Consider the following 21,389-nt stretch of genomic DNA (forward strand, 5'->3'; position numbering starts at 1 on the left):
ATTAACAAAGTAAAAACGTACGTTTTCGCTTTAGAATGTGAGATGGGAATCTTTTAAGCTGGACATGTCCGGACCTGAACGAAGGACCGCACGAGAGACCGGGATGATGAGCGGATTTCCAGCCGCGAGCGCCTCCGCTTGGGCACGTGTGGCACCCTGGGCGCCGACTCCGGGTGCGAGGATCGGGCCATGGAGGTGGTCGAGGGCGATGCCCCACTCGGTGAGCCTCGGCCCCGCCGTGGCACCGATGACAACACCGATTGACCCGGCCCTGCCGGGCCACAGCCGCTCATTCCACTCAGCTAGCTCATCAATGATCCGCTGAGCGACGGGCGGTGTGCCCGCACCCTGAATCGATGCGCCATCCGGGTTCGACGTGACGGCGAGGACGAAAACACCGCGGTTGTTCTCTGCTGCACGCTCGAAGGCGGGAGCAAGCGCGCCCACTCCGAGATAGGGGCTGAGCGTCACCGCATCGGAGCCGAGCGGCCCCTGCCCCAGCCAAGCCTGCGCATACCCCTCCATCGTCGACCCGATGTCGCCGCGCTTTGCATCGGCCACGACAAGGGTGCCAGCGTCCCGGAAGGTGCCGATGAGGTTTTCGAGGACGGCGAGTCCGGCCGAGCCGTGCCGTTCGAAGAAGGCGACCTGCGGCTTGATTGACGCGACAGAACCTGCGAAGGCGCCGGCGAAGATCTCCGCGAAACGGGCGAGACCGGCTGGGTTGTCGGGCAGGCCCCACGCCTGGAGAATCGAGGCGTGGGGGTCCGCTCCGACGCAGACCGGCCCGAACGTTTCCTGGGCTGCTGCGAGCCGCTCGGCGAACGTCAACCCGCCCGCCTTGCGGTGTGCTCCTGCAGGGACGTGACGTCAAACCGGCTCATCGCCTGCATCGCCTGAACTGCGGCACCGAACTGCTGGACCGTCGTCATGATCGGCTTGTCGGCTGCCGTCGTCGACGCTCTGATCTCGTAACCGTCGGCACGGGTACCCGATCCGGACGGAGTGTTGACAACCATGTCGATCTCCCCGGCCGTGATGAGGTCGGAGATCGTCGGCTCGCCGTTCGGGCCGCGGCCTGCCGAGTTCCGGCGAACCTCGGTGGCTGGGACGCCGTACCTGCGAAGGAGAGCGGCCGTTCCTGTTGTCGCGCAGACCTCGAAGCCCATCTCGATGAGCCCGATGACGGGGAAGATGATCGATCCCTTATCGCGGTCGGCAACTGACACGAACACCGTTCCCGTCGTCGGCAGGCCGCCGAAGGCGGCCGCCTGGGACTTGGCGAACGCGAGGGGGAAGGTGGAGTCGAGGCCCATGACCTCACCGGTCGACCTCATCTCTGGGCTGAGAAGAGAGTCAACAATCCGACCATCCTTCGTTGCGAACCTCTTAAAGGGCAGCACGGCTTCCTTGACAGCTGTGACGGGGTTGATGTCGACCCGCCCAGCATCTTGCTCCGGCAGGAGGCCGTCCGCTTTGAGATCGGCGATTGTCTCGCCCGTCATGATCCGAGTTGCCGCCTTCGCCAGCGGAACGCCGGTCGCCTTCGCGACGAACGGAACAGTGCGGGATGCTCGCGGGTTCGCCTCGATGACGTAGAGGATGTCAGAGACGAGCGCGAACTGGATGTTGAGCAGCCCCCGGACCCCCACCCCTTCCGCGATCGCCTCGGTCGACTGGCGGATCCGGTCGATCATTGGCTGGCCGAAGGTGAGCGGGGGAAGAACGCAGGCCGAGTCGCCGGAATGGATGCCAGCCTCCTCGATGTGCTCCATGATCCCGCCGAGGAACAACTCGTGGCCGTCATAGAGCGCGTCGACGTCGATCTCGATCGCATCGTCGAGGAACTTATCGATGAGGAGGGGTGCGACCCTGCGGTTCGCATCCCCGCCCTGGCCGACCATACGCACGAGATAGTCCCGTAGCTGAGCCTCGTCGAACACGATCTCCATGCCGCGCCCGCCGAGCACATATGAGGGGCGCACAAGAACCGGGTAACCGATCCGGTCGGCGGTGTCGATCGCCTGCTTCGTCGTCATGGCGGTGCCGAACGCTGGTGCGGGCAGCCCTGCCTGTGCGAGGACCCCGCCAAACTCGCCACGGTCCTCCGCGGAGTGGATCGCTTCCGGTGACGTGCCGAGTATCGGCACTCCAGCGGCCTTGAGGTCCGCCGCGAGAGACAGGGGCGTCTGCCCACCGAGTTGGACGATCATGCCCTCGACTGGGCCCGCCTCGCATTCGGCCCGGTACACCTCGAGGACATCCTCGAGTGTGAGCGGTTCGAAGTAGAGACGGTCCGACATGTCGTAGTCCGTTGACACCGTCTCCGGGTTGCAGTTGATCATGACCGTCTCGTACCGGTCCCGTAGCGCGAGCGTGGCATGGACGCAGGAGTAGTCGAACTCGATGCCCTGCCCGATCCGGTTTGGGCCCGAACCGAGGATGATGACGGCAGGCCGCTCACGTGGGGCAACCTCACTTTCGAGGTCGTAGCTCGAGTAGTGGTAGGGAGTCGACGACGCGAACTCGGCGGCGCACGTGTCGACTGTCTTGTATACGGGGTGCAGAGCATAGGCGTGCCGGATCTCCCGGACTGCCTCCTCCCCCATGTGTCGCAGCCGGGCGATCTGGGCGTCAGAGAATCCGTGCCGTTTCGCGTGAGCGAGAAGGTCAGCGTTGAGAGCCGGAGCGGTGCGGACCTCGTCCGCAATCTCGTTGATGAGAACGAGCTGGTCGAGGAACCACGGATCGATCTTCGTGATCTCGAACATCTGCTCGATCGTCGCGCCGCGGTACAGTGCCCGCTGAACGGTGCGAAGTCGATGTTCGGTCGACTCACCGGCCTGCTCGAGTAGCTCCTCGAGGCTCTCCTCGATGTCCCACGTGAAGGATGACCCGCTCTTGTCGATCGATCGCATAGCCTTCTGCAGAGCGTCGGCATAGTTCCGCCCGAGGGCCATTGCCTCACCCACGGACTTCATCGTCGTTGTCAGCGTGTCATCGGCTGCCGGGAACTTCTCGAACGCGAAGCGCGGGATTTTGACGACAACATAGTCGATCGACGGCTCGAAAGACGCGGGCGTCGTGCCCGTGATGTCGTTGCGAATTTCGTCGAGCGTGTATCCGAGTGCGAGCCGGGCCGCGATCTTCGCGATGGGGAAGCCGGTCGCCTTCGAGGCGAGGGCAGAGGAACGCGAGACACGCGGGTTCATCTCGATGACAACAACACGGCCGGTGGCCGGGTCGACAGCGAACTGGATGTTACAGCCGCCCGTGTCGACACCGACTTCGCGGATAACGGCGATGCCAATGTCTCGCAGGTTCTGATACTCCCTGTCGGTCAGCGTGAGCGCGGGAGCGACAGTGATGGAGTCGCCCGTGTGGACGCCGACCGGGTCAACGTTCTCGATCGAACAGACAACGACACAGTTATCAGCCTGGTCGCGGATGATCTCGAGCTCGTATTCCTTCCAGCCAAGAATCGACTCTTCGAGGAGGACCTCGGTCGACGGCGAATAGTGCAAACCTGCTCCGGCGATGCGGCGCAAGTCATCCTCGTTCCAGGCAAACCCAGAGCCAAGCCCTCCCATCGTGAAGCTCGGTCGCACGACAACCGGGTAGTGAAGCTCCTCGGCCGCATCGAGGCATTCCTCGATCGTGTGGCAGATAAAGGACCTGGCGGATTCGGCGCCGCACGTCTCGACGACCTTCTTGAACTCGTCACGGTCCTCACCGGCCTGGATCGCGTCGAGGCGGGCGCCGATGAGCTCGACGCCGTATGTCTCGAGCACGCCGAGCTCGGACAGCTCAACTGCCGCGTTGAGGGCGGTTTGGCCACCGAGAGTGGGGAGCAGGGCGTCTGGCCGCTCCTTCTCGATGATCGACGTCAGGACATCGGCTCGAATCGGCTCAACGTACGTCGCGTCGGCGAGCTCCGGGTCCGTCATGATCGTCGCCGGGTTGGAGTTGACGAGGATGACGCGTAGCCCCTCCTCTTTGAGAACTCGGCAGGCCTGGGTGCCCGAATAGTCGAACTCGGCGGCCTGGCCGATGACGATCGGCCCGGAACCGATGACAAGGACGGACGAGATATCGTCGCGGCGGGGCATCAGCCCACCTCCTTCATGAGGGTAATGAAACGATCGAACAGGTGCTCGCCGTCGTGGGGACCGGCGGCAGCTTCAGGATGGAACTGGACGGAGAAGGCGGGAATGTCGAGGCACCGAATGCCTTCGACGACCCCGTCGTTAAGGGACACGTGCGAGACCGCGACACGGCCGTATCTTCCCCCTCCATATGGTGCCTGCGTCGGTTCGTCGACCGGCAGATCGACCGCAAAACCGTGGTTGTGGGCCGTGATCTCAACGCGACCGGTCTCGCGGTCGAGGACAGGCTGGTTCGCTCCCCGGTGGCCGTAGTCAAGCTTGTACGTGCCGAACCCGAGAGCGCGGCCAAGTAGCTGGTTGCCGAAGCAGATCCCAAAGAACGGAATCCCCGCATCCAGCACGCCCCGCAGCAGATCGATCTGAGCATCTGCCGCCGCCGGGTCACCGGGCCCGTTCGAGAAGAACACTCCGTCGGGGGTGAGCGCCCGAACGTCGGCGAGGGTGACGGACGCGGGAACGACCGTCACCTCGACCCCGCGTTCGGCGAACTGCCAGGGCGTACGGTTCTTAATCCCTAGGTCGACCGCGACGATCCGCGCGACCGGTTCCGAGAACTCACCGCGTGGCGTGACGACGTACGGCGACGCCGTCGACACATCGGAGGCGAGGTCCGCCCCCGTCATCGCAGGCGAGTCGTTGACGAGTCCGAGAAGAATGTCGATCGCCTGCTGGCTACCGGTCTCGGCGCCGACGGGCAGTGCCGACGCTGAGAAAATCCCTGCTCGCATCGCGCCGCGTTCGCGGATGTGACGGGTGATGGCGCGGGTATCGACGTCGCAAATTCCCACGACGTCGTGCTCGACGAGGTAGTCTTCCAGCTCGCCCTCGGCCCGCCATGACGACGCCCGGCGGGCGGGGTCGCGGACGACAACGCCCGCGGTCCACACCCGATCCGATTCGCTGTCGTCCGAGTTCACTCCCGTGTTCCCGATATGGGGGGCTGTCATGACGACGATCTGGCGGTGGTAGGACGGGTCCGTGAACGTCTCCTGGTAGCCGGTCATCGCGGTTGAGAACACGATTTCGCCGGTGGTTCGGCCTCGCCTGCCCCATGCCCTGCCGCGGAAGATCGTTCCGTCTTCAAGGACGAGGAGCGCTGGTTCTCTCATTCGATGACCTTTCCGTCGCGGCACGTGAGGCGGCCGCGAAACACTGTGTGCGTGACCTGGCCGGGCAGTGTCACGCCCTCCCACGGGGTATTGGTGGACTTCGTATTCTGCTCCTTCCCACGCACAACGACCGGTTTGTCCGGATTGTAGAAGCAGAGGTTGGCGGGCTCGCCGACAGCGATGGGCCGGCCCTGATCCGCCATCCGGCCGATCTGCGCAGGCTTGGTCGACATGACCCGGGCAACATCGGCCCAGTCGAGTAGCCCGGGAGCGACGAGCTCTTGATGGACAACGGCGAGTGCCGTTTCCAGCCCCGTCATTCCGAACGCCCCGGCCCCCCATTCGCAGTCCTTCGCCTCGACAGGGTGTGGCGCGTGGTCGGTGCCAATCGTGTCAATTGTTCCGTCAGCGAGGCCAGCCTTGAGGGCCTCGATATCGTCATGCGTCCGCAGGGGCGGGTTGACCTTGAATCGCGGATCGTAAGAGCGAGCATACGTGTGGTCGAGAGAGATGTGGTGCGGGGTCGCCTCGGCCGTCACCTGGATACCGAGCTCTTTTGCCCAGCGGATGATATCGACGCTGCCCTTCGTTGACACGTGGAGCACGTGCAGGCGGGAGCCGACCTGCTTGGCGAGCAGGCAGTCGCGGGCGATGATCGACTCTTCGGCGACGGACGGCCATCCGGCCAGCCCGATCTCGGCCGACACTTCACCCTCGTGCATTTGCGCCGTTTCCGTCAGGCGCGGCTCCTGGGCGTGCTGGGCGATGACGCCGCCGAACGTGCGCACGTATTCCAGAGCGCGGCGCATGAGGACCGGGTCGGAAACACACATCCCATCATCGGAGAACATCGTGACGTTTGCCCGGCTCTCGAACATCGCCTCAAGCTCGGCGAGCTTCTCGCCCTTAAGCCCGACGGTCACGGCGCCAACCGGCTGCACGTAGGCATAGCCGGCCTTTTTGCCGAGCTTGCCAACCTGCTCAACCACACCAGCCGTATCCTGCGTCGGAGTCGTGTTCGCCATCGCATGAACGCACGTGAACCCGCCCGCGGCGGCAGCCTTTGTGCCGGACAGGACGGTCTCGGCGTCCTCGCGGCCCGGCTGGCGCAGGTGGGTGTGGAGGTCGACAAGGCCCGGAAGGGCAATGAGGCCGGCGGCCTCGATGACATCTGCGCCATTCGGTTCGAGGCCCTGGCCGATCTCGGTGATCGACCCGTTCTCGATGCGGATATCGGCAGCCTGCTTGCCGAGGATAGATGCGCCTGTGAAGAGAATCATGCTGCCGCCTCGCTTGCCAGGGTCAGATAAAGGACTGCCATTCGGATATAAACGCCGTTCTCAACCTGTTCGAGGACAACGGAACGATCCTGGTCGGCCGCTTCGGCCGAGATCTCGAGGCCCCTGTTCATGGGCCCGGGGTGAAGGAGGATCGTGTGATCTGGGAGCCTGCTCATCCGCTCCATGTTGAGGCCGTAAAGCCGGTGGTATTCCTCCGGTGAGGGGAAGAACCCTCCCCCGGCCCCGGTCATCCGCTCGTGCTGAACACGAAGCATCATGATGGCATCCGGACCGGCGTCAATCGCATCATCGAGGCTGTAGTTGATCGTCGCGTTCCAGCCTTCAATGCCGACAGGAAGCAGGGTCGGCGGCGCCACGAGTGTGACCTCGGCGCCGAGAGTCGTCAGCAGGTCAAGGTTCGACCGGGCGACACGCGAATGGAGAATGTCACCGACGATGACGATCTTCTTACCCGTCAGGTCTTTGCCGAGCCGGTCGGCACCGACAAGGTGCCTCCTCATCGTGAATGCGTCGAGCAGAGCCTGCGTCGGGTGCTGGTGTGTGCCGTCCCCGCCGTTGATGACGGGGGCATCGATCCAACCCGAATGGGCGAGCCGGTGCGCAGCACCGGAGGCGGAATGCCGCATGACAAACGCTTCCGCCCCCATGGCAGCGAGCGTTTGGGCGGTGTCCTTGAGGGACTCCCCCTTGGACAGAGAGGAACCTTTCGCGCTGAAGTTCAGCACGTCAGCGGAGAGCCGCTTCGCGGCGGCTTCGAAGGAAAGACGAGTGCGGGTTGAGTCCTCGAAGAACATGATTGCGATCGTCCGTCCCGCCAGGGCAGGCAGTTTCCGAATCGAGCGCTTGTTCGTGTCCCGCATCGTCTCTGCCGTGTCGAGGATCGTCAGGGCCTCGGCGAGGTCAAGCTCGCCGGCAGACAGCAGGTGCTTCATCGGGGATCCTCAATGATAACTGCGTCGTTGTCGTCGATCTCGGCGACATGAACGTCGACCCGTTCAGAGCGGGAGGTCGGCAGGTTCTTCCCCACATAGTCAGCCCGGATCGGGAGCTCACGGTGGCCGCGGTCCGCGAGGACAGCGAGCTGGACCGCGGTGGGCCGGCCGATGCTCGTCAGCGCGTCAAGGGCAGCGCGGACTGTGCGCCCGGAGTAGAGGACATCGTCGACGAGGACGACGATCTTGTCGTCAATACCATCGTCGGGAATAAGAGTTGGGGCTGGTGCTCGGGTGGGGTTTCGGCGCAGATCATCTCGGTGCATCGTCACATCGAGCGATCCAACATCGACGCCTCCGCCGCCTGCCTTCTCAATCGCCGCGGCGAGCCGGTGGGCGAGAGGAACACCTCGTGATGGGATGCCGAGCAAGATGACATCCTCAACACCCTCGTTGCGCTCGATAATCTCGTGCGCCATGCGGGTGATTGAACGATAGATGTCGCCATCGTTCATGACAGTTCGTTGACTCATGTGGACTCCTTGCCGCCTCACAGGACGGTAGTTAAAGGAGATCCGACCCGGTTAGGCCGAACCCGTTATTCAGTTGTGTATTAAGTTATCTGCGCCGTGGCGCAGGCCGGCCCGCCTCAGCGGGACGGACATCTGTCAGCGCGGGGCAAGAGCGGCTACCCGGCCGCGCTGGGTTGACAGTACCAGGACCCGGAACTGCCGCCCCACCCCGTCCATCACTCGAACCGGTCCGACTCCGGCGAGTCGCCAGCATCGTCAGCCGTAGGGGCGCTATGAAGAGGACCGGACGTTTCGAGAGCGTCGACAACCTCTGCCTTGTTAATATCGGACTCGATGACGTCAGCCTCAGCCTCGACAGCCTCCCCAACGACAGTGCGGTCGATGTCCGCCTCGGCCATGAGGGTCTCAGCACTCGCCTCAGCGGTGTCCAGGTCGCCCTGGGAGCCGCTCTCGTCGGCGAGAACCTCCGCATTTTCACCGGTGCGCTGCGGGAGCTCTGTCACCCGAGTTGCTCCACGCCCATCCGCCTCATCCTTTGCACGATTGAGAATGGCAGTGATAAAGCCGATGGACTTCTCGGTCCCAAGCTCGCGAACGATCGCCGTGTAGTCGTACACCGTCTCGCGAAGATCGGCCCCAGCGAAGACGATCTCGCCAATCCCGAGGCGGAGGACCGTCCGGTCGAGGCTCGACAGCCTCCGTAGCCCCCACTTCGAATAGGTGTCGACAAGTTCGTCGATCTCGTACAGGTGATCTGCGACGAGGGTGACGAGCTCGACACCGAGCTTCTGGATCGGTACCTGGGATGTCGAGACCTGCTGGCGCTCGGCGAGGAGCTCGCGAAGGAGGCCGGGAACAAGGATGTCCTTCTGCTCGGCCTCGAAGATGACGTCGAGGGCGCGCCGGCGCTGAGTGATTTCTTTACGAGCCACTAGTCGGTCGCGCGACCAAGGTAATCACCCGTGCGGGTATCGACCTTGACCTTCGTGTGCTCGTTGAGGAATAGGGGGACCTGGATCTCGTGGCCGGTCTCAAGCGTCGCGGGCTTCGTACCAGCCGAGGAGCGGTCACCCTGCAGGCCCGGCTCCGTGTACGTGATCTCGAGGACGACCGAGGCCGGAAGCTCAATGAAGAGGACCGTGCCCTCGTGGGTGGCGACGATCGCGTTCTGGTTCTCGAGGAGGAAGTTCTTCGCGTCTCCCACGACCTCGGGGCTAATCGTGATTTGGTCGTACGTGTCGAGGTCCATGAACACGTAGTCGGTGCCGTCGTTGTAGAGGTACTGCATATCCCGGCGATCGACCGTTGCAGTCTCGACCTTGACACCGGCGTTGAGAGTGCGGTCGACAGTCTTGCCGGACATGACGTTCTTGAGCTTGGTTCGGACGAACGCGGGCCCCTTGCCAGGCTTGACATGCTGGAATTCAACAACCTGCCAGAGCTGGTTGTCGAACACGAGCACCATGCCATTCTTCAGATCATTCGAGGTTGCCACAGAAAACTCCTTAAGCTCAGTCACCCACACATTACCGGTTCGCTCTGGTTCGGCCCAAGATGACCGGTCGGATGTGAGCCAGACGGCACAGTCACACGCGTTCGCCTGGCGGAACCCGGTCCAGCACCCTTGCCGTCAGTTGCCTTGAGCGGATGGCGGCCGTGCGCCGATGCGGCCCGCGTCGAGCAAGTCGATCGCCGCGGTGATCCAGTCGATCTTCCGCTCGATGTCCTCGAGAAGGAAGGCATTCTCGTGGCGCCACCCGGCAAGGTAGATGTGCTCATTGTCCAGGCCCTCGACGTAGCTTTGCTCATTTGCGAGCGAATCAGCCTCTATCCGGTCCCGTTCACTGCGGAAATGGGAGAGCCCATCGGTGAGGAAGGCGCGGATAACTGTGGGATCGGCCGCGACGAGAAACGTGTAGCGCAGGAGGAACGTGCGAAAGTCCGATAGCGAATTCTCATACGAGATCGGACTTGCCAGCCACTCTCGGTGGGCGCGCTCGCCCGCTTCCGTCACCGTGTACTGCTTCCGCCACCTGCCGCCGTTACCGCTGTTGTCCTCCACACTGACGAGGCCCTCATCGAGGAGCCCCTTGAGAACGGGATAAATCTGGCTGAGGGATGCGGAGAAGAAGTACCCTGTCGAGCGTTCGATAATGGCCCGCAGCTCATATCCGGTCACGCCGGGATGGAGGCCGATGAGCCCGAGGATGACGTCGCGCTGTCGTGTGGTCATACGTCCTCCTCGGGCCCCGGTGTCTCAGCTGATCATAGCCTTTTCAGCTCTTGCGACCTCCTCGGCGGCCTTCTGGCCGGTCGCAAAAGCGCCCTCCGTGCTGGCGATGAGGAAGAGGTACTCCCCTGCCAACCTCAGTCCCTTGACATCGTCCGCATGGTTCTCGAGCAGGTTGTGGATTGCCTCGAACTGGCCAGGCGATTCAAGGTTGACTGCCTTGTCCCAGCGCTCCACATCAGTGAAGAGCGGTTCATCGGGGAACTCGGGGAAGTAGCGCTGAACCTCGCGAATAACCGTGCGGCGCCGCGCCTCCTCCGACATTGCCGACAGCGTCTCATCGTGCCAGCCAGCCGTGAACGCGTGCATAAGACCAGTGCCTTCAGGGGCACGTCTGCTCGATCCAGCGTTCTCATCGAACATTGTCGTCAACAGCGAGTTGTCTGATTGGGGAATAAAGAGCGAAAGGAAGTGATCCGGAACGATGCGCTGGTTGAGCCCGAACATATAGTTATAGGTCGACGAGTACTTGACGGTCTCGAGTGGCTCCCGCATCGTCGTCGGCAACTCCGGCATGAGGTTGAGAGCGACCTCAGCATCGGTGCAACAGATAACCTGGCTTGCCTCCATGAGCTCACCGTCGACGCGGACCCCAACGATGGCTCCGTCCTCAATAACAATCTCCTCCACCGGGGTATTGAGTTTGAGGTCATCCTTCACCTCGTCATACAGGGCGTCCGTGAGCGTCGCGAGACCACCCTCCAGGACACACATTCCCTGCATGAGGGACATGAGGGCAATCGGGTGCGCGATAGATACATCGCGAGCTCGAGCCAAGACCATCGTGCCGAGGAACGGGTTGAGGACGCGATTGACCAGTTCAGCGCTGCCCTTCGCCATGCCAAATTCCGCCGTCGACTGCCGCGAGATTTCCTTCAATCCGCTGAAATCGTGTCCGTCAGACGCCGTTATTTGTTTCCGATATGGAACAATCGCCTTCGCGAACTTGACCGCGCCAAACAGCGCGCTGAGCGGCAAACCCCGCAGGGCTCCGATGAGCGACTTGACGGGGTTCATGCCCTTGCCGAGTCGAACGTAGTGAATCTTCCCGTTTCGCGGAAATCCGTAGGTCTGACTTTCGACTTTTGTCACCCTTTTGGAGAGATCGAACTCTTCGAGATATTGGAATGTTGTCTTCCACTGCGGTTCTGTCATTCCGGCACCGTAGGCGGCTGTGAACTCTCCATGGTAGCGATTACCGACTCTGCCGCCGTAGCGCTCAGATGCCTCGAGAATAGTGAAGGGCACTCCAGCCTTCTTTAACGTGTACGCGGCGGAGAGCCCCGCGCACCCGGCCCCGACGATAATGACGCGATTCGTGTGATTCGACATGATGATCCTCCTCCAGCGCACCGTTGCGCTTGACACCACGATATGTCGGGACCGTTATATCATCATAGAGTCATTCGAGAAAAGGTCCGTGATTTGTCCGAAGTCGGGAAGCGAGAATGAGCGAAAAGGGTCTATGGTCCCGTAAATCGCACGGTCATCGTCTGACTGGGGTCAATTTTTGGTCGCTAAGACAGCCTCACGCGTGCCTGGACAAAAGGCATAAGTCCTAGCCCTCGAGATCACAGGACAACCCGCAATCAAAAGGGAAACGAGACCAGCGATCAGAGTGCGTCGATCTGGTCGGCGAGCGCCTCCCAGTCCTCCTCGGAGGTGTCGATCTCCAGCGCATCCCCTTCATACAGCGAACTGCGGGCCTTAAGTTGGGTGAGGTACATCGATCGAGGTGAACCGATAGCGACCGAGCGTGGCACATTGAGGCCGGAACGGTCGAGGAGCTTTTTCGCGGACGCCGTGAGATAAACCTTCTTGGCACCTTCCGCCAGGGCTTTGTCGACCCGCTCTCGCACTTCCGCCCCCCGTTCATCACCCGCCGCGTTCCCGAGCGCCCCAGAGCCGAGCACGACGATGTCGGCGCCGGAGTCCAGGGCGGCGATGGCGGCGGCACGCTCAGCTTCGGCGTACTTCTCGGGGCCTCCGCTGATCGCCAGGCTTGCGAGTAGCATTCCCTCCCGCTCTTCCACGAGCCGGTCGGAGTCGACAACTGTTCTGCCTCGCTGTTCGAGGACAGCTACAATCTCGTGAGCGCCGCTTCCGGGCGGGCCGACAAGGATGATCATGCGCCAATAACTTCCCACGAGCGGTCAATTTGTTCGGCGGTGGGCTCGTAGATCACCGGCCTGCCCTGCTCTTCGAGTAGCACGAACCGAAGTTTCCCGGCCCGCACCTTCTTGTCTGAATACATCGCTTCCAGGAGTGGTTCCCGCATCCCTTCCCGGTACGTCACCGGCAGTCCGACTCGTGAGAAGGAATGAATGTGGTCGTCCACGAGATCGGGGAAGCCCGCTTCGCGGGCAAGCGCGGCCGCGAATACGGACCCGATGGCGACAGCCTCGCCGTGGCGGACCGTGAAGTTCTCGACCTTCTCGATCGCATGCGCGAGCGTGTGTCCGTAGTTGAGGAATTCCCTGCTCCCCGCTTCTCGGAAATCGTCCGTCACAACCGTCGCTTTGACCGCGATCGAGCGAACGATCGCGTCGAGTAGCGCGCTGCTGGACGCATTCAGCAGAGAGTCTGGATCGAGCTCGAGGATCTCCTTGTCGGCAATCCATCCGCACTTGATGACTTCGCCGAGCCCTGCCGTGAGCTCTTCTTGGGGCAGGGTCGTAAGGAAGTCGAGATCTGCAATAACAGTGACGGGCTTGTGGAAAGAGCCGACAAGGTTCTTCCCCGCAGGGATGTCGATGCCGGTCTTCCCACCGACGGCCGCATCGACCATTCCAAGTAGCGAGGTGGGAACCTGGATGAGGTCAATTCCGCGCAGCCAGGTGGCCGCAACGAAGCCGGCGAAATCGGTCGTCGCTCCCCCGCCGAGCCCAACGATGATGCCATCACGGCCCATCTTCATGTCCCCAAGCCTGTCCCAAGCACGCACGAGCTCGCTCGACTGCTTCTGTGCCTCGCCGTCGGGGACTTCGTGGCGCTTCGTTGGGATGCCGCGGCGGATCATCTCTGCCTGAACGGCCTCCGCCGCTCCCGTGAGAGCGGCTGGATGGATGATGAGAGCAGATGAGGCACCCGCGGCGGCCTGGGCGACCCGAGGTAACAGATAGCGGCCGACATGCACCGCATAGTCGACAACGTCGATCGTCTGGCAGTCCTTCTCTAGCCTGTCTCGCAGTTCGCGGGCGAGCCTGCTCGGCGGCCTGTTATCCGTTGTCACAGTCAGACTCGCAACCCGCTGGTAGAGAGGTTCCCGCTGCGCTCGCAGGGCGGCAAGGTTCGCCGCTGGATCGTCGGCGAGGAGCGGCCTGCGGTCAGGGTGTCGGGAGACTCTGTCGAGCAGGACATCGTGGTCGCCGCTGATAAAAACGACGCGGTGTCCGCGAAGGGCCGTGCGCACGCCGGGGCTCGTGATGGCGCCCCCGCCGAGGGCGAGAACTCCTGAGAAGTTGGAGAGTGCTTCGGTGATGACCTGCTCTTCGACAGCCCGGAAGCCCGCCTCACCCGACGTGGCAAAGATGTCGGGGATGCTCATCCCCCGTTCCGCGATGAGATCATCTGAGTCGGCAGACTCAATACCGAGAAGCTCGGCAACGTGGCGTGCCATCGTTGACTTGCCCGAGCCGGGAAGTCCGACGAAGACTGCGTAGGGCCGGGTCATGACATCGTGGCCGGTCGTGATGCGAGGTATCCGGCAAGGTTTCGGCGCACCTCGGCGACCGAGTCTCCCCCGGTCTTGTCAAGCAGTGCCTCGGCCAGCGTGAGGGCGACCATCGCCTCCGCAATGACCGCGGCGGGGACGACAGCGGACGTGTCTGAGCGCTGGTGGATTGCGGTCGCTTCCTCGCCCGACACGGTGTCGATGGTTGTGAGTGCCCGGGGCACTGTTGAGATCGGCTTGATCCCTGCACGCACGCGAAGAACCTCGCCGTTCGACATGCCACCCTCCGTGCCGCCCGCGCGGTTTGTCTTCCGCACAATCCGGCCGTCCCGCACAGCGATCTCGTCGTGAGCTTCGGAGCCGCGGCGGGCCGCTGTTGTGAAACCATCGCCCACCTCGACACCCTTAATGGCCTGGATGGACATGAGCGCCTGGGCGAGGCGAGCGTCAAGTTTTGTGCGTCCCGAGATGTAGGAGCCGAGCCCTGGCGGCATACCGTAGGCGAGGACTTCGACAACACCGCCGAGGGTGTCGCCTTCCTTCGTGGCTCTGCGGATTTCCTCCTCCATCGCATCCGACGTTTCCGCATGGAAGCACCGTGCCGGGTTGTCATCGAGGGCAAGAATATCGCCTGGCCATGGCTTGTCGGCGTCTTCCGGCACCGCGACGGATCCGACGCGGACAACATGGGAGACGAGCTGGATGCCGGCAGCCTGGTCAAGGAATCGCGCTGCGACCTCACCGAGCGCAACGCGCGTGGCGGTCTCGCGCGCCGAGGCACGTTCGAGAACCGGGCGAGCATCATCGAAGCCGTACTTCATCATGCCGACGAGGTCGGCATGGCCGGGACGGGGTCGGGTGAGCTTCTTGTTGCGGGAAACCTCCCTCTCGTCACCCGTGCCGGCGTCAATGAGGAGATCGGCCGGGTCGACCGGGTCCGGGCTCATGACCTTCGTCCACTTCGGCCATTCGGAGTTCCGAATGACGAGGGCAATGGGTGAGCCGATGGTGACGCCGTGGCGAATGCCGGCGAGGATCTCGAGCTCGTCCTGTTCGAACTTCTGGCGTGAGCCTCGGCCTGCTCCGAGCCGGCGCCGGGCCAGCGCAGAACTGATGTCTGCCGATTGCACCTCGATCCCGGCAGGCAGTCCCTCGATGACCCCGACAAGCGCGGGGCCGTGTGATTCTCCAGCGGTCATCCACAGCATGGGTCTATAGTGCCAGAGATTTACGCGAGCCCGGTTGCGAGTATCGCGGCCATGATCATCGCCGGGCCGTATGGCGCCGTGCGCCGGCCACGGGCGAGAGACACACCCAGCCACAGGGCTCCAATGATGGTCGTGAAGACGAATCCGAGCCCGATCGCTCCCCAGCCCAGCGGTAGGAGCCACCCACCGAGGACGGCGGCAAGTTTGACGTCTCCGAAGCCCAGCTGCCGTTTCGAGAGCATCCTCGCAAGCGAGAAAAGAGCGAAACCGATGCTGGCGCCAACTGCGGCGAGGAGGAAGATGAAGCCGCCGATGACGGGATCAATGGTCACCGCGATGGCAATGGGATGGAGGGCAACGAGGACACCGGCGATGATCATCCACGGGTCGGGCAGGTAGCCCGTACGAGCATCGATGACAAAGAGAACGCCAAGTACTGCAAACAGCAGTGAGCCAACCACGGTCGTGGCTGCGATCTCGATAGTCCAGGTTGCGGCGAGTCCCGCTCCTGCCCCAGCGAGGGCACCGAGGATGAGCCACAACGGGGTGACCCCGCGGGTCCAGTTCATCGCCGCTCGAGCTCCGAGAGCAGGGCCCCCTTCATCACCTCGACATCGGGGGTTCTGTTCGTGAAAAGCCGGACCTGGGAAACGGCCTGGTGGAGGAGCATCGCCCATCCCGGCACGATGCGTGCCCCGCGGTTCTGCGCGGCACGAACGAGTTCGCTCGGCCACGGGTGATACACCACGTCGAGGATCATGAGTCTCGACAGGTCGGGCGCCTGCTCGTCGATCTGCTGGGCGAGACCATCGGCAATACCGGCGGGCAACGACGAGATGAGAAGGCCCGTGCCAGCCAAGGCGGGAACGAGCCTCTCGTCCAGCTTGGCTAGGGCCGGGCTGAGGTTCATACGGGTCGCCGCGGCGACGGCTGATCCGGGGCCGCCGTGATTGCGTGCGGCAAGGGTGATGTGGTCCTTGAGGTCGAGCTCGACACAGGCAGCGAGGGCGGATGAGGCGGTGGCGCGGGCGCCGAGGATGATGGCGGAGGGAACGGAGATGTCCCCCTGCTCGCGGACCGCCTGGGCGATGCCGTAGACGTCCGTGTTGAAGCCAACCCTGAGATTGTTGGCTGGCTGGAAACAGACCGTGTTGACCGCGCCGACAGTTTTGGCGAGCCCGTCAACGAAGTCGAGATGCTCGATAACGACCTGCTTGAGCGGCATCGTGAGCGAGAGGCCGACCCACGAGTCGTCCAATCGATCGAGCAACGACGTGATCTCGTGAGCTTCCGTCTCGAATGTCCCGTACTCGATGTCGACCCCGAGCGAGTCATAGGCCGCGTTGTGGAGTACTGGCGACAGAGAATGCGCAATCGGGGAACCGGCGACGCCCGCCCGCTTCATTCGTCACCACCAGCCTCTTCCTGTGCTGGCGCCGTCGTCGAACCGTAGTCGGGGTTCTCTGCGAGCCACTGGTCAAGCTTCTGCTTGTTCGCGTTGTGCTCATCGAGCGTGGCGGCGAACAGGGTCTCGCCCGTGTAGAGGTCGACCGTGACGAAGTACAGCCAGTCCCCCTCGGCCGGGTTGAGAATCCCATCGATCGCGGCATGGCCGGGAGCGCCGATTGGTGTCGGCGGCAGGCCAGCGTAGATGTAGGAGTTGTATGGGTTGTCATCGTCGAGCTCAGCCCTCGTCGGGATGCCACCGGACTTGCCGACCCCATAGAGAACCGTCGAGTCCATCTGAAGCCTGCCGTTAACGGACGCGGTGTCGACGAGCCGGTTCTCGATGACGCGGGCAACCATCGGGTAGTACTCCTCCTGGTTGACCTCACGCTCAAGAATGGAGGCCTTGATGAGGAGCTCCTGACGCTGGTCGGCAGGAACCTCGAGCGCATCAAGCTCGGCCACCCGGGCGGCGATCATCTCGCCGAGGATCTCGTGGACCGGCGTATCCGGGTTGAACATGTATGTCTGGGGCATGTACCAGCCCTCAACGTTGCCGCCGGCCTCCGCTGGCAGGCCAATCGCCTCGGTGTTTTCAGATGCGGCGACGACATCGTCGAGCGGCACATCCATGATGTTGGCAACACGTTCGTGGACCTGGGTCCGGGTGAAACCCTCGGGGATCGTGATCTGCATGTCAATCCGCTGGCCCGCATGGTCCTTAAGTAGGGTGACGGCCCGCTGGGCGGGAATCTTTGTTGGCAGCTCATACGTGCCGGGCTGAATGCTGCCAGCCCCCGCATCAGCATTGAAGGCGTTAATGAAGGCCTCGCGGGACGCAACAACATCGGCAGACGCGAGGATTGACGCCATATCCGCGCCGGTTGACCCTTCGGGGATCGTGATCTGGACAGGTTCCCCCTCTTGGCCCTCGGCATAGTCTTCGGCGCCGTTGCCGAAAAGGTCAGTCAGCGGGTTGGAAGAGATCCAGAATTGGACGTTGGGAATGACGGCGAATGTCAGACCCGCCAAGACTGCGAGGGCGGCAACGATGACAGCTGTGGCGCGGGTGCGCCGCTTGCGGCGGCGCTCACTGCGGACGCGCTGCGGCGTCGGCTCGTCATCGCCGAAGGCCTCGAATATGTCCCCCATCGGGTCCCTTTCTGCTCACCTGCTCGCCCGCCGGCTGCCCAGTTTGCTCCTCGATCTCGAGCGCAAGCTCAAGAATGAGAACGGCGGAGACCTGGTCGACAACGGCCTTATGGGATCGCGTCGAACGGCCTGCCTCGCGCAGTGCACGGTGCGCGCTGACCGTTGTCAGCCTTTCGTCAACTAAACGTACCGCAATATCACGATGGCGTAACGCTACCTGCCGGGCAAATGCGCGAGAATCCCGGGCGGATACTCCCTCTGATCCGTCCATGTTCTTTGGCAGGCCGACGATGATCTCCATAGGGCCGTATTCATCGACGAGGTCATCGACATCATCGAGGTGAGCCGTTCCTCGTTTATCACGGTAGAGGGTCTCAACGGGAGTGCAGAGAATTGCCTCCTCATCGCATGCGGCAACGCCGATGCGCGCCCGGCCCACATCGAAGGCCAGGCGCACACCGCGTCGCTTGCTCAGAGGGCGCTCGCTACCGCCGCCGAAGCATCGGCGATCTTTGAGACATCCTGACCGCCGCCCTGGGCGACATCGTCCTTGCCGCCACCGCCGCCACCGAGAACGCCTGCGGCCACCTTGACGAGAGCGCCAGCCTTCACACCCTGTTCGCGGGCGGCTTCGTTCGTTGCGATGACAACCGTGGGCCGGCCCTTCGACTGACCGAAGATTGCGACAACGGCAGGCTCGGAACCGAGCTTGGAGCGGACATCGAGGGCAAGCGTGCGCAGGTCATCGCCCGACGCCCCATCGCCCAAATCCTTCGTGGCATACAGCACATCGCCGTGGCGCGTCGCGCCCTGGGCGATCTGGTCGGCGCCCGCCATGAGCTGCGCCGTCCGCATAGCGGCCAGCTCCTTCTCGGCAGCCTTGAGGCGGTTCATGAGAGTCGCGATACGATCGGGAAGCTCAGTCGTCCGGGCACCAAGCTGGGAGGAGACCTGGGAAAGGATTGCCCGCTCCTTCGCACCTTCGGCATATGCTCCGGCGCCGACAAGGGCGTCAATGCGGCGAACACCGGAACCAATAGAGGCCTCTCCGAGCACGGAGACAAGGCCGAGAGTGCCGGTTTCGGGAACGTGGGTACCGGCGCAGAGTTCGCGTGACCATTCCCCACCGATCGAGACGACGCGGACCGTATCGCCGTACTTCTCACCGAACAGAGCCGTTGCGCCCTGCTTCTTCGCCTCATCGAGGCTCATAAGCTCATCGGTGACAGCGAGGTTCTCCTGGAGCCGCTCATTGACTCGGGACTCGATGCCGGCAAGAACGTCGGACGAGACCTGCTGGCCGTGGCGGAAGTCGAACCGCATCCGGGACGGAGAGTTCTCCGACCCAGCCTGTGTCGCCTGCTCACCGAGGTGCTCATGCAGCGCCTTGTGAACCATGTGAGTGGCCGTGTGGGCACGGGCGATCTGGCCGCGACGATTGACGTCGATCTGGGCGTGGACGGTGTCCTCGAGCGCGATCGAGCCCTCCGTCAGGGTGCCGCGGTGAACAATGAGGCCCTTAACTGGGGACTGGACGTCATGGACGTCGACAAGGCCGCCACCTGCCACGGAGATTGTCCCGTGGTCGGCGAGCTGGCCGCCCTGCTCGGCCCAGAACGGAGTCTGGTTGAGAATGACCTCGACCTCGGCAGGAGCCTCAGCGGCGGGGCTGGGCTGCCCATCGACAATGATGCCGATGACCTTCCCGTCCGTCGCAGTTTCCGTGTATCCAAGGAACTCGGTCTTGCCCATGCGGCCAAGAAGCTCGGAGTAGACGTGAACATCAACGTGCCCGGTCTTCTTCGCCTGGGCGTCCGCGCGGGCGCGCTCCTTCTGCTCCTTCATGAGAGCAGTGAAGCCCTCAGCGTCCACCTTGACACCTGCCTCTTCTGCCATCTCGAGCGTGAGGTCAATGGGGAAGCCGTACGTGTCATGGAGAGTGAACGCGTCCGAACCCGCAAGCACGGGAGCACCGCCAGCGGACTTCAGCTTGCGGACAGCGCCCTCAAAGATCGCCGTGCCGGACTGGAGAGTCCTGCGGAACGCATCCTCCTCGGCATAGGCGATCTGCGCGATCCGATCGAAGTCGGCCTCAAGCTCCGGGTAGGACGCTGCCATGACGTCCTTCGACACCGGCAGCAGGGCGGGCATGGCGACGTCGTCAACACCGAGGAGCCGGACAGAGCGAACGGCACGGCGGATTAGGCGGCGCAAGACGTAGCCGCGACCATCGTTGCCGGGCCGGACACCATCGCCGATAAGCATGAGGGAGGAACGAACGTGGTCGGCGATAATGCGCATCTTCACATCATCTTCCTCATCCGCGCCATACGTTTTCCCGGTAAGTTCTTCGGTGCGCTGGATAACGGGGAAGACCTCGTCGATCTCGTACATGTTGTTCTTGCCCTGAAGCAGGTAGGCGATGCGCTCCAGGCCTGCGCCCGTGTCAATTGCCTTCCTGTCGAGCTCGCCGAGTAGCGGATAGTCAGATCCCGCACCCTCACCACGCAGATACTGGTCGAACACGAGGTTCCACACCTCGAGGTAGCGGTCGCCACCCGGGTCGACATCGCCGCCCACGGCCTCGGGCCCGAACTCGGGGCCGCGGTCGTAATGGATCTCTGCGCAGGGCCCAGCAGGGCCTGGCTGCCCCGTCGACCAGAAGATCTCTTCGCGCGTGAGCTTGACGATGTGCTTGGGATCAAGCCCGATCTTCTTGGTCCACAGGTCGAACGTCTCATCGTCCTCTTCCCAGATCGTGACCCAGATCCGGTCGCCGTCAAGGCCGTAACCGCCCTCGGCAACCGAACTTGTGAGCAGACCCCAAGCGAGGTCGATGGCGCCCTCTTTGAAGTAGTCGCCGAACGAGAAGTTGCCGTTCATCTGGAAGAACGTGCCATGGCGGGTGGTCCGGCCAACATTCTCGATGTCGTTCGTGCGGATGCACTTCTGCACGGACGCGACGCGCGGCCAGGGAGCCTCTTCCGTCCCGATGATGTAGGGGATGAAGGGGACCACTCCGGCGATCGTGAACAGGATCGACGGATCGGGCGACACAAGAGCGACCGAGTCGGCGATGTGGTGGTCATGCTTGCGGAAGTAATCCAGCCAGCGTGTCCGAATTTCAGAAGTACGCATTGTTCCTCTTTGCTAAGCCACCAGTGCGGGGGCTGATCTAATCAACTGGGGGAAAACCCCGGTGCGTGCCATGACTGCACGCCATTCTATCGCCCTCTGCGGACCTTGCCGACAAACCTCCGGATGGCAAGGAAGGGTGCGGCGATGGTCGAGGTGACGATGGTCGTCGTCGCCGAGACATCCTCCGCCGTGCGGGCCGCAGCCGAGGTGATCGTGTCGACCCTCTCAAGCTGAACATTGGTGAGCGCCACGGTCTCGGCCGCATTCGTCAGCGCCGGGATCGTCTCATCCGTGAGCTTCTCGACCGACGCCGTGAGTTCATCAAATGTCTTTCCAAGCTTCGCGAGCGGTCGAATAAGGAAGATGACGAGGGCAACGAAAGCGAGTGCGGCGATGAGTGCGGCGATACCTCCGAGGGTGATCTCCATGGCTGTCTCCTTG

Annotated in this window: 19 protein-coding genes; all 19 read right to left on the reverse strand. The window is 63.0% G+C overall.

What is annotated here, in order from left to right; genetic code table 11:
* Positions 1–30 precede the first annotated feature (30 nt).
* Entirely contained in the window at positions 31–831 is an 801-nt protein-coding gene (gene pyrF, locus H7E91_RS08760; RefSeq protein ID WP_182354719.1) for an orotidine-5'-phosphate decarboxylase, read from the reverse strand.
* Positions 828–4,109, reverse strand: coding sequence for a carbamoyl-phosphate synthase large subunit (gene carB / locus H7E91_RS08765; protein WP_182354720.1), 3,282 nt, complete (start codon positions 4,107–4,109; stop codon positions 828–830). The genes pyrF and carB overlap by 4 nt, the downstream gene beginning before the upstream one ends.
* Entirely contained in the window at positions 4,109–5,275 is a 1,167-nt protein-coding gene (carA, locus tag H7E91_RS08770; RefSeq protein ID WP_182354721.1) for a glutamine-hydrolyzing carbamoyl-phosphate synthase small subunit, read from the reverse strand. Before carA ends, carB begins: the two co-directional genes overlap by 1 nt.
* On the reverse strand, positions 5,272–6,555 hold the full coding sequence (locus H7E91_RS08775; RefSeq protein WP_182354722.1) for a dihydroorotase: 1,284 nt from the start codon (positions 6,553–6,555) through the stop codon (positions 5,272–5,274). Before H7E91_RS08775 ends, carA begins: the two co-directional genes overlap by 4 nt.
* On the reverse strand, positions 6,552–7,508 hold the full coding sequence (locus H7E91_RS08780) for an aspartate carbamoyltransferase catalytic subunit (protein WP_182354723.1): 957 nt from the start codon (positions 7,506–7,508) through the stop codon (positions 6,552–6,554). The genes H7E91_RS08775 and H7E91_RS08780 overlap by 4 nt, the downstream gene beginning before the upstream one ends.
* On the reverse strand, positions 7,505–8,041 hold the full coding sequence (pyrR, locus tag H7E91_RS08785; RefSeq protein WP_182354724.1) for a bifunctional pyr operon transcriptional regulator/uracil phosphoribosyltransferase PyrR: 537 nt from the start codon (positions 8,039–8,041) through the stop codon (positions 7,505–7,507). Before pyrR ends, H7E91_RS08780 begins: the two co-directional genes overlap by 4 nt.
* A 215-nt stretch (positions 8,042–8,256) precedes the next feature.
* Positions 8,257–8,973: a transcription antitermination factor NusB gene (locus H7E91_RS08790; protein ID WP_182354725.1), complete on the reverse strand. Its 717-nt coding sequence runs from the start codon at positions 8,971–8,973 to the stop codon at positions 8,257–8,259.
* On the reverse strand, positions 8,973–9,536 hold the full coding sequence (gene efp, locus H7E91_RS08795; protein ID WP_182354726.1) for an elongation factor P: 564 nt from the start codon (positions 9,534–9,536) through the stop codon (positions 8,973–8,975). Before efp ends, H7E91_RS08790 begins: the two co-directional genes overlap by 1 nt.
* Positions 9,537–9,671: 135 nt before the next feature.
* Positions 9,672–10,274: a PadR family transcriptional regulator gene (locus H7E91_RS08800; RefSeq protein WP_182354727.1), complete on the reverse strand. Its 603-nt coding sequence runs from the start codon at positions 10,272–10,274 to the stop codon at positions 9,672–9,674.
* 24 nt (positions 10,275–10,298) lie between these two features.
* Complete coding sequence (locus H7E91_RS08805) at positions 10,299–11,663, reverse strand: flavin monoamine oxidase family protein (protein ID WP_182354728.1); 1,365 nt, start codon at positions 11,661–11,663, stop codon at positions 10,299–10,301.
* Between the two features lie 281 nt (positions 11,664–11,944).
* Positions 11,945–12,460, reverse strand: coding sequence for a shikimate kinase (locus H7E91_RS08810; RefSeq protein ID WP_182354729.1), 516 nt, complete (start codon positions 12,458–12,460; stop codon positions 11,945–11,947).
* Positions 12,457–14,004: a 3-dehydroquinate synthase gene (aroB, locus tag H7E91_RS08815; protein ID WP_182354730.1), complete on the reverse strand. Its 1,548-nt coding sequence runs from the start codon at positions 14,002–14,004 to the stop codon at positions 12,457–12,459. The genes H7E91_RS08810 and aroB overlap by 4 nt, the downstream gene beginning before the upstream one ends.
* Complete coding sequence (aroC, locus tag H7E91_RS08820; protein WP_206680396.1) at positions 14,001–15,203, reverse strand: chorismate synthase; 1,203 nt, start codon at positions 15,201–15,203, stop codon at positions 14,001–14,003. Before aroC ends, aroB begins: the two co-directional genes overlap by 4 nt.
* Positions 15,204–15,232: 29 nt before the next feature.
* Complete coding sequence (locus H7E91_RS08825) at positions 15,233–15,781, reverse strand: prepilin peptidase (RefSeq protein ID WP_182354732.1); 549 nt, start codon at positions 15,779–15,781, stop codon at positions 15,233–15,235.
* On the reverse strand, positions 15,778–16,617 hold the full coding sequence (locus tag H7E91_RS08830) for a shikimate dehydrogenase family protein (RefSeq protein ID WP_182354733.1): 840 nt from the start codon (positions 16,615–16,617) through the stop codon (positions 15,778–15,780). The genes H7E91_RS08825 and H7E91_RS08830 overlap by 4 nt, the downstream gene beginning before the upstream one ends.
* Entirely contained in the window at positions 16,614–17,810 is a 1,197-nt protein-coding gene (gene mltG / locus H7E91_RS08835) for an endolytic transglycosylase MltG (protein WP_182354734.1), read from the reverse strand. Before mltG ends, H7E91_RS08830 begins: the two co-directional genes overlap by 4 nt.
* Positions 17,779–18,267, reverse strand: a complete 489-nt coding sequence (gene ruvX / locus H7E91_RS08840) for a Holliday junction resolvase RuvX (protein WP_182354735.1) — start codon at positions 18,265–18,267, stop codon at positions 17,779–17,781. Before ruvX ends, mltG begins: the two co-directional genes overlap by 32 nt.
* Positions 18,268–18,281: 14 nt before the next feature.
* Complete coding sequence (alaS, locus tag H7E91_RS08845) at positions 18,282–20,948, reverse strand: alanine--tRNA ligase (protein ID WP_182354736.1); 2,667 nt, start codon at positions 20,946–20,948, stop codon at positions 18,282–18,284.
* An 86-nt stretch (positions 20,949–21,034) separates the two neighbouring features.
* The gene (locus H7E91_RS08850) at positions 21,035–21,376 is read right to left on the reverse strand and encodes a DUF948 domain-containing protein (RefSeq protein ID WP_194309209.1); all 342 of its coding nucleotides are present in this window, start codon (positions 21,374–21,376) and stop codon (positions 21,035–21,037) included.
* Positions 21,377–21,389 lie beyond the last annotated feature (13 nt).

Source organism: Flaviflexus huanghaiensis, assembly GCF_014118685.1.
GTDB lineage: Bacteria > Actinomycetota > Actinomycetes > Actinomycetales > Actinomycetaceae > Flaviflexus > Flaviflexus huanghaiensis.